At 51.5% G+C, this 12817-nt stretch carries 15 protein-coding genes; 11 read left to right on the top strand and 4 right to left on the bottom strand.

Translation table 11 applies throughout. The annotated features are described in order from the left end of the window. Positions 1-12 precede the first annotated feature (12 nt). The 4 genes from MKY48_RS29135 (at position 13) to MKY48_RS29120 (ending at position 2683) form a co-directional block, all read left to right on the top strand. Positions 13-336, top strand: coding sequence for an STAS domain-containing protein (locus tag MKY48_RS29135; RefSeq protein ID WP_009594079.1), 324 nt, complete (start codon positions 13-15; stop codon positions 334-336). Between the two features lie 32 nt (positions 337-368). After that, the gene (gene rsbW, locus MKY48_RS29130; protein ID WP_076325428.1) at positions 369-818 is read left to right on the top strand and encodes an anti-sigma B factor RsbW; all 450 of its coding nucleotides are present in this window, start codon (positions 369-371) and stop codon (positions 816-818) included. Continuing rightward, complete coding sequence (locus tag MKY48_RS29125) at positions 815-1585, top strand: sigma-70 family RNA polymerase sigma factor (RefSeq protein WP_009594120.1); 771 nt, start codon at positions 815-817, stop codon at positions 1583-1585. Before rsbW ends, MKY48_RS29125 begins: the two co-directional genes overlap by 4 nt. A gap of 120 nt (positions 1586-1705) precedes the next feature. Next, positions 1706-2683, top strand: coding sequence for a magnesium transporter CorA family protein (locus MKY48_RS29120; RefSeq protein ID WP_339268076.1), 978 nt, complete (start codon positions 1706-1708; stop codon positions 2681-2683). A gap of 87 nt (positions 2684-2770) precedes the next feature. Here MKY48_RS29120 and MKY48_RS29115 read toward each other — a convergent pair whose 3' ends face one another. The 3 genes from MKY48_RS29115 to MKY48_RS29105 form a co-directional block, all read right to left on the bottom strand. Next, positions 2771-3202, bottom strand: coding sequence for a DUF5665 domain-containing protein (locus tag MKY48_RS29115; RefSeq protein ID WP_339268074.1), 432 nt, complete (start codon positions 3200-3202; stop codon positions 2771-2773). Between the two features lie 134 nt (positions 3203-3336). Beyond that, positions 3337-3747 carry a YtxH domain-containing protein gene (locus MKY48_RS29110; RefSeq protein WP_076325431.1) on the bottom strand — a complete coding sequence of 137 codons (411 nt, stop codon included), beginning with the start codon at positions 3745-3747 and terminating at the stop codon, positions 3337-3339. A gap of 47 nt (positions 3748-3794) precedes the next feature. Continuing rightward, the gene (locus MKY48_RS29105) at positions 3795-4052 is read right to left on the bottom strand and encodes a GlsB/YeaQ/YmgE family stress response membrane protein (RefSeq protein ID WP_006212694.1); all 258 of its coding nucleotides are present in this window, start codon (positions 4050-4052) and stop codon (positions 3795-3797) included. 282 nt (positions 4053-4334) lie between these two features. Here MKY48_RS29105 and MKY48_RS29100 point away from each other — a divergent pair, with 282 nt between their 5' ends. Then, positions 4335-5339, top strand: coding sequence for an asparaginase (locus tag MKY48_RS29100; RefSeq protein ID WP_339268073.1), 1005 nt, complete (start codon positions 4335-4337; stop codon positions 5337-5339). 65 nt (positions 5340-5404) lie between these two features. Then, on the top strand, positions 5405-6124 hold the full coding sequence (locus MKY48_RS29095) for a pirin family protein (RefSeq protein WP_339268072.1): 720 nt from the start codon (positions 5405-5407) through the stop codon (positions 6122-6124). Between the two features lie 112 nt (positions 6125-6236). On the opposite strand, the gene MKY48_RS29090 is transcribed toward MKY48_RS29095, so the two are convergent. Next, entirely contained in the window at positions 6237-6464 is a 228-nt protein-coding gene (locus tag MKY48_RS29090; RefSeq protein WP_339268070.1) for a DUF1128 domain-containing protein, read from the bottom strand. Between the two features lie 182 nt (positions 6465-6646). Here MKY48_RS29090 and yyaC point away from each other — a divergent pair, with 182 nt between their 5' ends. From yyaC to MKY48_RS29065, 5 genes are all read left to right on the top strand, one after another. Continuing rightward, positions 6647-7186, top strand: a complete 540-nt coding sequence (gene yyaC / locus MKY48_RS29085; protein WP_339268069.1) for a spore protease YyaC — start codon at positions 6647-6649, stop codon at positions 7184-7186. Positions 7187-7294: 108 nt separating this feature from the next. Beyond that, the gene (locus tag MKY48_RS29080) at positions 7295-8086 is read left to right on the top strand and encodes an alpha/beta hydrolase (protein WP_339268068.1); all 792 of its coding nucleotides are present in this window, start codon (positions 7295-7297) and stop codon (positions 8084-8086) included. A 256-nt stretch (positions 8087-8342) separates the two neighbouring features. After that, positions 8343-9026 (top strand): DUF6483 family protein, encoded by a 684-nt coding sequence (locus MKY48_RS29075; RefSeq protein ID WP_339268067.1) that lies wholly within the window; start codon positions 8343-8345, stop codon positions 9024-9026. Between the two features lie 36 nt (positions 9027-9062). Further along, positions 9063-10238 (top strand): SAM-dependent methyltransferase, encoded by a 1176-nt coding sequence (locus MKY48_RS29070; RefSeq protein ID WP_339268066.1) that lies wholly within the window; start codon positions 9063-9065, stop codon positions 10236-10238. A 378-nt stretch (positions 10239-10616) separates the two neighbouring features. Further along, entirely contained in the window at positions 10617-12806 is a 2190-nt protein-coding gene (locus tag MKY48_RS29065; protein ID WP_339268064.1) for an O-antigen ligase family protein, read from the top strand. The last annotated feature ends 11 nt before the right edge of the window (positions 12807-12817 follow it).

Raw genomic sequence — 12817 nt, 5'->3', positions numbered from 1 at the left:
GAGAGAGTGTCTATGAATACAAAAACGAATGATAAGTTCAATGCTAAGACCCAAATGAACGAGGGCGTATGCACGGTATTTTTGAGCGGTGAACTTGATCTGTCCGTCGCTCCGGATTTTCGGTTAGTCATGGAGCCTCTTGTCGGCAATTCCGAAGTAGACTTGATCGTCAACATGAAGGACATGACATATATTGATAGCACGGGTATTGGTATTCTTCTGTCGATACTGAAAGCAAGACATGGCATGGAAGCACGCTTTGCAGTCGAGGAAGTTCCGCCGCAAATTCAAAAGCTGTTCGATATGACGGGTATTGCGAAGTTCTTTCAGTCGTAAGAAGAATTCCCAATAGGAAAGGATCGAAAAGAATGAATTCAGATGTACAAAGAGTAACGCTTAATTTGCCTGCCAGTGCTGAATATGTGGATATTGTAAGACTGAATCTGTACGGGATAGCTTCCAAGATGGGCTTTTCCTATGAAGAGATCGAAGATATGAAGGTCGCGGTGTCCGAGGCCTGTAATAACTCGGTCTTGTATGCTTATAGTCAGGAAGGCGGAATGGTAGAGGTTTTATTTCAAGTGACCAGCGATTCGCTATCCATTACGGTCAGAGACGAAGGGGAGAGTTTCGACAGTGTGGGAGCGGTTGGCAACCGTACACTTCATGATAAAGATCTCAGCGAGGTCCAAATCGGAGGACTAGGCTTCTACCTGATGGAGGCGCTTATGGATGAGGTAAGCGTGACAAACCAGGCTGGAAAGGGAACCGAGGTTACGCTGACAAAGCGGCTCGCAAGAAGCGAGGAGCCGGTATGAGTGATAAGGCGACTCCCCAAGAGTCCAGAGATGAAGCCGTTCATTTAATTGAACAGTATCAGCAAACGAAGGATAACGATATCGCGACGGTGCTGATTAAGAAATATGAGCCGATGGTTAAAATGGCGGCAGGCAAGATTGCCCGAAATCGGCCCGACCTGTATGAGGATTTGTATCAGGTTGGCCAAATGGCATTAATTCGCCTTCTGCAGCAATATGACATCAGCCTGGGGATTCCGTTTGAGCCCTATGCCATGAAGAGCATGATCGGGCATATGAAAAACTTCCTCCGTGATAAATCATGGTACATTCAAGTACCAAGACGAATCAAGGAGAAGGGTGCCTTGGTTCAGCAAGCGATTGATGAATTGATGGTGAAGCTGGAGAGATCTCCCGATGTAAATGAGATCGCATCCTACCTGGATCTTTCCGTTGAGGAAACGGTTGAAGTGCTAGCCGGACGTGAATGCTATCATTATGTATCATTGGATTCCCCTTTATCTCAGGAAGAAACCGGAGCGACGCTTGGAGAGCTAATCAGTTCGGATGTAAATGATTTTGATTCCGTTGAGAAGCGCATGGATCTTCAGCAGGCGATGAGCCAGTTGAAGGAGCAAGAGCAGAAGGTGCTATTGCTGGCATTTCAGGAGGGACAGTCCCAGAGAGCGATCGCTCAGAGGTTAGGCGTGTCGCAAATGAGTGTCTCGCGTATCCAGAAGCGGGCAACGGAAAAACTGAAGCAGATCATGTCCAATTCTTCTTACTGATATGGACAAGCCTCGTAGAAACAGACGTATAGCAACATAAGGCACGCTTCCTCCATTACAGGAAAGCGTGCCTTTTTGGAACCTACGATTCGTATTTATAGAAGGGAGTGACAGGGAAACATGCTGGGGCCAGATAGGATGGAAGGTCAGGATATTTATACTATTGCAGGGGGATGGAAGTGGTACGATGTTCGAACGGATGACTGGCAATCCTCCTGGATCGGTGAACTTCGGACGCGCTATCCTTATACAGCCGAATGGTTTGATCTGGCATCGACGTTAAAGGAACGAAACTACTTATCCGTCCGATTCAAGGATGGGGTGGAGCCGGTCATTATGGGAACCATGCTTTACAAGGTTACGGATGATGCCGATCATTACAAGTCGGAACAATTCTATTTTTATACAGACCACCAAGTGCTGATCACCATCAATTTGGATGAGCATACCCGAAGCGTGATGGCTAAGTCCGATAGAGCTTCCATGCTTCATCAATGCCAAAAGCCTGTCGACGGGATGTTTGTGCTGGCTCGAGCCATTTTGCATTATTACCATGCAGGAATGGATCAATTCGAGCACAATCTGCGCCTTGTCGAGCGTGATATGCGCACGCGCAACAGCCGGTCGTTAATGGATAGCATTCTCTCGTCCCGGTTTGAGCTGCTGGAGTGGAGCAATCTGTTTATTCCTTTTCAGGAGCTGATCGCTGCTGCAAAGGAAGGGTATCATGGCGAGCTGGATAGCAGCCGCTCGTTTCAACAGCTTCTGCACCGAGTGGAAAGAATGGAAAAGCTGATTTATCATTATGAGCGGGAAATCGATACGCTGGTATCGATAGACGATGCAATCTCGGCGTTCCGCGGCAATGAAATTATGAAGACACTGACGATTTTTACCGTCCTATTCACGCCGGCAACCGTGGTCGGAGCCATATGGGGGATGAATTTTGTAAATTTGCCCGCCATTAATACGTTTTGGGGATTTACGGTAGTCAGCAGCTTTACGCTGCTGTGGACCGGAGGCATGTATCTTTGGATGCGCACGAAGGGATGGACGGGAGACCTGCTTCAAGTGAAGTCCAGCAATAAAAACCTTTGAGGCATAAAGGTTATGCATGAATGGCAGCAAGAATGATCACAACGCCCGGTGACCCCTAAAGGCACCGGGCGTGTTCATGTGTTAACACTATGATCTGGATTGATCGATATATCCTTGCAAATCCGAGATGAAATCCCCGATCATCGGTACGTTGACAAAGAAGCTGAGAATGTAACCCAGAAGACCAAGCACGAGTGCCGTGCCAAGCGTTAAGCCTAGCCCCCGGGATAGTCCGGCTGTGAGGTTGGCGATGATGCGTTTCTTGGGATTCATGTAATGATCGATCATGTCCCTCATTTCGGATTTCTCCAGCATGGTGGCAATTTTGTCCAGCCGCGTGTTCAGTTTCTTTACCTCGTGCCGCAGTTCGAAGGGATGCTCCTGGACATCATCCGTCTCCCGGGAGCGCCTTTCTTTACTAGTTTCGGATTCCATTCGTGGCTCCTCGCGTCGTGTCGAACGATTGCCGCTCCGGGTCGAGAAGCTGGAGCCGCTATGATATGGGTTCGCTTTACTCATGAGTTATCCCCGCTTTCTAGGCAAATGCGCCGTTTCATTTCAATTATCAATCCATATGATGCTTATAAGCTGACTGTCACGATCTGGCACAAAAATAGCCAGCTGTGTCAGCTGGCTATTCGTGACCTCACGAATTAAACATTCGTTGTCGATTTTATTTCACGGCTGACATCGGAAGAAGTGTCCATCGCTTGATCCTTTACGTCTTTGGAAGCATTAGAAACCTCGCTGGACACGTCCGCCGATGCTTCCTTGACGCTGGACATAATGCTTTGGCGGCCTTCATTCACGGTGGCCATCACATCGGAGGCTTTGGTACCCACGGTTTTGGCCAGTTCAGAAGCTTTATCGCCTACGGTATAAGCAACTTCCTTGGTTTTATCCGTTACCATGCTCAGTTTCTCGGACAAATCCCCGCGCAGTTCGCGGCCTGGCTTTGGAGCGAACAACAGAGCTGCTGCCGCTCCGACCAAGGCACCGATAAAAGCACCTTTGAAGAATGTGGAACCGCTTTGTACTGGATGTTCTTGTTCTGTGTGATTCATAACTTTCACTCCTTTTAGTTAATATAAAAAGAATATAGACACGAGAATCAGGCTGTACGTCTAAATAGCTTGGCAACAAGACCGAGCAAGAATACGAAGATAGCTGTACCGATGATAGCGGGCACAATGGCAAATCCGCCAATGACAGGTCCCCATGCTCCGAAGAGCCATGGTCCAAGCCATGCGCCCACGAAACCAGCGATCATGGATCCGATAATTCCGCCCGGCATTTCATGACCAACCAGTGCATCCCCGATAATCCCGATGATGATTGCCATTACGATGCTGATGATGATTCCCCACATACGATCGCCTCCTTTTTAAAGAGCAATGTTTTTCGAGTGGGCTTGCTTATCTCGTAATTAAACCTAAGGGCACATCGTGAAACAGGACAGCGTGAAACGGGAGATAAAATGGAGTGTCCGTCCCCTGCGGAATTTAGCCTGCTGTTATTTGCAGATTTTTGTACTATACTGAATACAGATTTGCAATAATCCTCGAATAAGCGAGGAATATAGGTACCACGCATGAAGAGGTTTCTAAGGCGGGAATACGGTCACAGACGGTTATAGAAGGAGTTATTCAACATGGACACTGTATTAGTGAATGAATATCGGGCGGACATATTAGAGTGCGTCCACAATGGACATATATGTATTGTTAATGAACAAGGAAGCGTTCAGGCTTACGCGGGAGATCCGGAATATGTCGCATTTACGCGCTCTTCGGCCAAGCCGATGCAGGCGATCCCCTCCATCCGCGGCGGGCTTGCTGACCATTATGGACTGACGGATAAGGAAATCGCGATCATGACGGCCTCGCATCGGGCGGAGCCGGCTCACATAGAAGTGCTGGAAGGCTTTGCCCGCAAGGTGAATATTAGCGAAGATCACATGGTTTGCGCGTCCAGCTGGCCGCTGGATGAGGAAAATAAAGAAGCTCTTCTGCGAGAGCGGAGAGACAAGCGTAAATGGTACCATAATTGCTCCGGCAAGCATTATGGCATGCTGGCCTATTGCCAGATGGCAGGATATCCGCTGACGGGATATGATCAGCCGGAACATCCGCTGCAGCAGGAGATCCTTCAGACGGTTTCCGATTTGGCCGGACTGGCTCCCTCAGATATCCGGTTGGGAACCGATGGTTGCGGCCTGCCGGTATTTGCCATGCCGCTTCGTGCTCTGGCTACAGCCTATATGAAGCTCGCATCCCCGGAACTTATTGAGGATGAGCCAACACAAAGGGCGGTCATCCGAATTACGGAGGCCATGCATGCATCTCCTTATATGGTGGCGGGAAATCACAAGGTGGACACCCTTCTTTTGGAAGATGATAATATTGTGGCCAAGGGCGGCTTTAAAGGTGTGTACTGCTTGGGTCTGAAGAAGGAGCACCTAGGCATTTCGTTCAAGATTGCAGATGGCTCTGAAGAAGAATGGGGCTGGGTAGCGGAGTCCATATTGGAGCAAATCGGGTATAACAACAAAACAACCATCGATCGCTTGAAAGCCGCGTATCCCAAGGATTTATACAACGATGAAGGCCTTAAAGTAGGCAGGGTGGAAACCGCATTTAGGCTGACTCATACGTAAGCATGACTGATTAGACCGGAAACCGCCGGGGTATTGATTAGTAAAAACGGCGGAGGTGACCGGCCATGATTAAAATCATGACGGCAGCGGAACGACATACGACCCATAAAGACGGGATTCATAGTGAATTCAGCTTTTCCTTTGGTGATTATACAGACCCACATAACGAGCATTTTGGAAGCTTGCTGGCACATAATGAATATGTGCTTAAACCGATGGAAGGTTTTGATCGAAGATTTCATCATGACTTGGTCATTGTCCATTTGGTGCTGGAAGGCACGTTAACGTATGAAGATGATACAGGGAAAGAAATGGAGCTGACGCCCGGTTCGATTCATGTCGTGAATACAGGCTCCGGCGTGTACCATGCAGAGAAGAATGCCTCATCTTCCGAGGACGTACGCTATCTGGAAATGTGGTTTCTACCTCCGGAGCCGAACCTTGAGACCAGTCATCATCAAGGCGATTTTACAAAAGAACAGCAATTGAACCAGGTGCTTCCGATTATGGGGCCGGGCCACGGGGAACGCAGCTTGCCCGAGTCGCTGGATGTTGTAATGTACAGTACCATACTGGAGACAGGACAAGAACTGACGTACAGCCTGGCCGAAGGTCGGAGAATGCATTTGTATGTGATTAGCGGTCAAGTCGAAATATCATCGGAAGACGGCATGTTTGATATTACAGCGGGTGACGCGGCCAGGATACAGCGCCGTCATGAGCTGACATTCCGAGGGAACTCAAGTGAGGGGAACTCAGAAGTGGTGATGATTGATATGCCGTAGAGAAGGACAGAAAGCCCCCGGAACTTTGCTTAAATTAGCGAAGTTCCGGGGGCTTTTAGCTATACAAGGGCTCTTCTTTTTGATCTTTTCAAGCTTTTCGGGCAATGATGATCTACTGGTTCCCGCGCAACTGCCCGAGCTCCGAGACAACAGCTTCCACTTCCGATATACTAAGGTTTTGCTTATTTATGACCATGTCGTACAAATCATAAATGTCATCATATTGGTTAACCGAGAAGGCGGAGGCTTGCATAGCAGCTCCTGTAGCCATCCGAAGCTTGGTTTTAATCTGTTCAATCATATACTCGACATTGGCTTGGGATTTTTCACTCAAATCCATGGATTAACACCATCCTCTCATAGGCTGATTTACGATTTTCGTCCCTGTATTGTACCATGTTACCGTGTGGCTCGACCAATGTTTTTGCCATCGGAGACAGAGATAGGTTAAAATCAGGAAAAAAAGGTTTTTCAGGCTGCGGGACAAGGTTTCAAGCGATGTAATCAAGGAGGAGGGCCGTCATGAGCGAACAAGCCGGCAAGACGCCAGGCGTACAGGCTGTAAAAGCTAAAATGTCGGGGCATGAACTGACGGATTTTTTTCGGTCGATTTCGCAGCGGCATTCGCTGGACAGCATTGTATTTTTATGTATAGGCACCGACCGTTCCACAGGAGATGCACTCGGACCGCTTACAGGAAGCCGGCTCATGGAATACGGTTTTCCGCATGTGATCGGGACGCTGCCTGATCCGTGCGACGCTTTTAATCTTGAGTCAAGGCTTCAAGGTTTGCCTGAGGATAAGGCGATTATTGCCATTGATGCATGCCTGGGACAAGCCTCGTCAGTCGGATATTTTTTTACATGCGAGGGTCCACTGACGCCTGCCCAGTCCGTCGGCGGGAGGCTTCCGGCAGTGGGAGATTACAGCGTGGCAGCAGTTGTGAATGTCCATGGACCGAAACCGTATTGGACTCTTCAAGTGACGTCCCTATACCAAGTCATGGGGATGGCGGAGCAGATAGCGAAGCAAGCCGCTATAGCCTTTGGCCTTAGGCCGTAAGACACGGCGTTTCAGCCGGGGGTGTTTTTGTTTAATAATAGATCATTCTTTATAAAATAATGGGTGTCTGTCACATGGCATCCGCTGAATAGAAAGAAGGGTATCGCTATGGAAAAAGTACAATGCAACGGCAGCACGATTTGTTATGTTGATCAGGGACAAGGTGAGCCAGTCATTCTGCTTCACGGTTTCTGCGGAAGCTCCGCCTACTGGGAACAGGTCCTGCCATTTCTTCAAGGCTTCAGAGTCATTGTACCGGATCTCCGTGGTCACGGGCGGTCTGATGCACCGATGGGATCGTATACCATTGAACAGATGGCAGACGATGTGCTGCTATTGATGGATGAGCTCGACATCCCGAAGGCAACATTACTCGGTCATTCCCTCGGAGGATACATCACGCTCTCCTTCGCCCAGCGTTACGCTTCTCGTTTGAACGCCTTCGGCCTGATTCATTCTACAGGCTACCCGGATTCGGACGAAGCGAAGGAGAAGCGGGTGAAGGCGGTCAGCACCATCCAAGGGGAGGGCATTACGGCTTTTGTTGACGGATTGGTGCCCGGCTTATTCGCTCCGGATACGAAGGATACCAAGCCGGAATGTATTCAGCGCGCGAAGGAGATAGGTTATCTAACGCCACCTCAGGGAGCGATCGGAGCGGCGCTGGCGATGCGTGAGCGTCCGGACCGACGCGATGTGCTCTCGGCGTCCATTCTGCCTATTCTGCTGGTAGCCGGGGAGAAAGACGGATTGATTCCGGCAGAGCGTACCTTTACGACAGATCATGACAACGTGACCCCAATCATAATCGAGGGCGCAGGACATATGAGTATGATGGAGACGCCGGAGAAGCTCGGCGAAGTCATCACTTCTTTCTTGGGACGGCTTGAGCATGAATAAACGCATGAGAGTCTTTCGATAGTTTATAATGAACGGATACCCCCTTGCGGGATATCCGTTTTATTTTTGTGCCCAGCGTACTCTCCGTCGTTTGCTTGTCCGGCCGTTGAAATAGAGCCGAGAATGGGGGGGAGGGCCGGCTACTGGAATTCTGGCCCCGGATAGCCTACAATTTAATCGTGATCCGGTTGGGATCTGGACCCGGCAAGATCAGAATACACTGCATTTGTCATGGATGCAGGTTGGGGGTGGGCGAATGTTTCGCAGGGATTATCTCGTGCGGCTAATTGAGGATATGACACAGATGATTGCCAAGGTGTTTTCGCTGAAGCAGGAGCGCAAGCACACAGAAGCCCTATGGGAGCTGGATGAGCTCTTCAAACGGCAGTTCCGGTTGAATTCGGATCTGCTTCGCTCATTGTCCGCTGCCGATATTGAACAGTTATTTCGGATTCATGGTTATTTGGAAGCGGACAAGCTGCAAAGCGCCGTCAGGCTTATGGAAGAGGAAGCATCCCTGCTGCTTGACCTGGAGCGTGAAGAAGAGGCTGTTATGCTCTATACCAAGGTTTTTCAGCTATATTTGAAGTCAGCCCTGCAAGGAGCGGATCTCAAACTGATCGGGTTGACGGAACGGATCGGTATGGTGAGAGAACGTTTAAGGTCATACGCATTGCCTGAGACGGCGATGCGGGATTACTATGCATATACGGAGCAGCAGGGGATGTACGCGGAAGCGGAGAACACCCTTTACCAACTGCTGGATAACGGCAAGATGGAATATAGTGAAGCCGTACAGTTCTATCAAAGATTGCAGCTGAAGCTGCCCGAGGATTTGGCGAAGGGCGGGCTTCCGCTGGAGGAAGTCCACGAAGGAATGGATGAGCTTAACCGTCGTTTTCCACATACAGCGGTAAACGGTGACAAGTCGTTTACCTAAGCGGGATTAACCTGTCTATCACATAAAGAAAGCGAGATGTGCCTTTTGGATGCATTAAGAAAATTGATTCATAACATCATGGAAGAAGGCTCGTTGATCACGGCTACGCTAAGCCAGCTTCGCAAGCGGGAAGGCATGACTTACAGCAAAGTAACGGTTAAGCCTGTAGAGCTCAAGAATAAGCTGCACTACCAGTTCGCCTATTATTCCGGAACCAAAGTCACCCATCAGAACGTGCCAGCGGATGAGGCGGAGGCGGTGCTGGTTGACATGTTTGAGAATGTATTCCGGCAAGCGATGATGTATACGCCGGAAGCAGATTATCAGGTACTGATCTCGAAGAAATACAAGGTTTCGATTCTGACCAAATCCGCCTCCAAGACCAAGACGGATTTGTCTCATAACCGGAAAAAGACGTACATCCTTGAAGAGGGAGAGCCCGTTCCGTTTCTGGTGGAGCTCGGCATCATGAGTGAGGACGGCAAAGTATTTGCTCGCCGGTACGATAAGTTCAAACAGATCAACCGGTTTTTGGAGATGGTTGAGGACGTGCTTCCCCACCTGCCGGAGGACCGTCCACTGACGATCGTTGATTTTGGCTGCGGCAAATCCTATCTGACCTTCGCTTTATATCACTATTTGGCGGTAACCGCGCACAGAAAGCTGAATATTGTCGGATTGGATCTCAAGGCGGATGTCATCGAACACTGCAGTATGCTGGCGAAAAAACTGAACTACACCCAGTTGCAGTTTCTTGTCGGTGACATTGCGGAATATGACGAGCTGGAGCAGGTGGATATGGTGGTCACGCTGCATGCATGTGATACAGCAACAGATGCTGCGCTGGAAAAAGCGGTCCGTTGGGGTGCTTCGGTTATTCTGTCGGTGCCTTGCTGCCAGCATGAGCTGTTCTCTCAAGTCCAAAGCCCTGTTATGGAGCCGCTGCTGTCCCACGGTATTCTGAAGGAACGATTCTCAGCGCTTGCCACGGACGCCATTCGAGCCAAGCTCCTCGATCTGATGGGCTACAAGACGCAGCTGCTGGAGTTTATTGATATGGAACATACACCGAAAAACATATTGATCCGTGCGGTTAGCGGTTCTGCCGGAGATCGGGATAAGCTGTGGCAGGAATATACCGCGTTCCGCGATTTTTTAAGCGCCTCGCCATATCTTGAGCGGGCGTGCAAGGACTTGCTGCCGGAAACGTAAAATCACATCATGTTGATCCCGGAAAAGCGATGAAAGTGCAACTGCACTTTCATCGCTTTTTTTAGAGATCAGAACGTATAAACTTCGAAGCTTGGACTTCCAGATATCGCAAGAAAGTTTGGCATCGAGCAGATATCTTTACCCCGATTGCCGGTGATTCCGATTCTGCGGGGGAACATCTAAGCGATGGCATTCGAAGCCTTAATCCAGGGGATCAAGCGGCCTTATAGCCCGATGAGATCACAGACGCTGCTTCAAAGAATAACGTCGTAAGTCCTTGTCCACAATGGCTAATAGCTGGTTTGGCCAGAAGGACGGATGCCGTGTAAGGAGCAGCCGAGGTTGAATGGTTATGCATGGGAACGGGGGCGTTGGTTCATGGCAAGGAAGACCCTACATCGTAATTGCGGGATGATGCTGATTGCACTTGTCTTGGTGGCAGGTATCCGGAGCGGAATGTTTTTTGATGGAGATATCTATGGGGTCGGAGCCTGTTTTGGAGTGCTTCTGCTGCTTATGATGGGAACTAAACGGCATGGTGGAATCCAAGGTCAGGAGATTCATGGCATTGGCATGATGCCTGGATTGGTTAATTTGGATAAAGGTTTGCGAGTGGTGCTTGGGTGCATCTGCGGAATGATTCTCATGTATGTGCTTCATGCAATCGGGCGACCACTCTCTCTGGAAGGCACGATGAAAGAGATCATCCTGTGGGGAAGCTACGGCTCCTTTGCAGCTGTCGCCTGGCGTATATGCCGTGCAGGTGATGGCTTACGTATGATGCAGGCGGGTTGGCATCTGATGGGTGCTGTGCTGTGCGGCAGTGCTTTGCTTGCCGTATATGGGCTTTTGGAGCTGCCGTATGGGATCTATCATACGGCGGATGCGGACATCAGCGCGACGGGCGCGAGGCTTGGTGGCCTGCTTCAGTACCCGAACGTGTTCGGGGCCGTGATGGCCGCCTTCCTGCTGGAGCGGCTGTTCGCGCTGCCGTCCGTCCTGCGGACCCGGACGGGCACGCTCCGCGCAGCGGCTGCCCTGCTGCCGCTGCTGCCCTACACCGCCGCGCTGCTCCTGACGGAGTCGCGCGGCGCCTGGCTCGCGGCCGCCCTCGCGTGCGCGGCCGGATTCGCCCAGGAGCGGCGTGCTTTCGCGCCGCTCCTGGTGGCTGCCGCCGCGCCATTGGAGAGCGCGGCGCTGCTGTACCGCCAGCTGGCTGAGGCCAAGCTGGCGCCAGCCGTGCTGCCCGGCCTGCTATGGCTGGCCGGGCTTTGGGCCGGCGGCGTCCTCGCCGGCCTGCTGCTGTGCCGCTGGCGGCACAGCGGGGACCCGTGGCGGCGGTATGCCGCGCCAGGGACCCTGGGGGCTGCGGCGCTGCTGGCTGCCGCAGCCGGAGCGGTGATCCTGCATCAGGTGCAGGATCGGACTCTGGGCGGCGCGGCAACGCTGAGCGCGCGCCGCCTCATGTACAGCGACGCATGGCAGCTGGCCCGGTCGTCGCTGTGGCTGGGACGGGGAGGGGAGACGTGGCGGCAATCCTACCTTGCCATTCAGTCCCAGCCCTACGTGGGTGCCGAGGTGCACAGCGGATACATGGATATCCTGCTGAATGCGGGCCTGATCGGGTTGCTGCTTGTCCTTGTTCTGGTTAGCTTTATCGTTGCGGGGCTCATTGCTGTGAACTCCCGACTCATGCCCGCTGCTTTCGTGCTGATCGGACACGCGGCGGTGGACTTTGACTGGAGCTTTGGGCTGGTATGGCTGCTGCTGTTGTGGCTTACAGTAATGGGCTTCGCTGCGGCCTCTTCTGGTCGGGAAGTGCAGAATGGACCTATCGCAGCTCAAAGACGCAAACCCTTCAAAATAGGGAAGCAGCTGCTAGCCGTTTATGAAGGGAACCGGGGAAATCGGCCGTTGCTGCCATTGCTCAGGGTTACAGCGATCGTTCTGCTCGTATGCTGGGTTCTTCTCGCTGCCGCGCTGGGCATCAGCGAGGTCAAAGAGCGATGGGCCGCATCGGAACCGCCCGGACGGCAGATCGCGCTCCTCCAATCCTCGTTAAGGTGGAACCTTGCCAACACGGAGGCGGCACTGAGCCTGGCGGATTGGCTTCCCCCAAGCCAGCGAATCCCGCTGCTGAAGCGAAGTTTGGTGTATGCACCGAATCACCCGGGGCTGAGCTGGAAGCTGGCAGAGGCTTACTCGCTCAGAGGTGAATCGGAAGAAGCGACAGCCTGGTATATAGCGGCCATCGATCGGGATCGGTTCAATGATGTCAAACAAACCCGAGCCGTGCTGAAGCTGGCTGCCCTCGCAGATTGGCACCGGACGGGAGGAGATCCCGCCAGATCGGTTGAAGCAGCCCGGGCCGGTATGGATATCCTGATGCGCTATCGTGCCCTTGCGGTCGATTTTCGTGAGATGGATGATCATCGAAATGACCGGGAATTCGATCTGTCTATGCTTGCAGCGCGGCAGGCCAACCGTTTGGAAAAAATGCTGAATGGGGAACACGAAAAGCATGCGGCAAGGCAGCCCATGAAAGCAGATATCTCGGCCCGACGCTAGCGCGAATCATG

This window comes from Paenibacillus sp. FSL W8-0187 (genome assembly GCF_037969755.1).
Taxonomy (GTDB): Bacteria; Bacillota; Bacilli; order Paenibacillales; family Paenibacillaceae; genus Paenibacillus_AQ.
The sequence above is the reverse complement of the archived record's forward strand: the minus strand, read 5'-3'. Positions and strand labels throughout refer to the sequence as shown.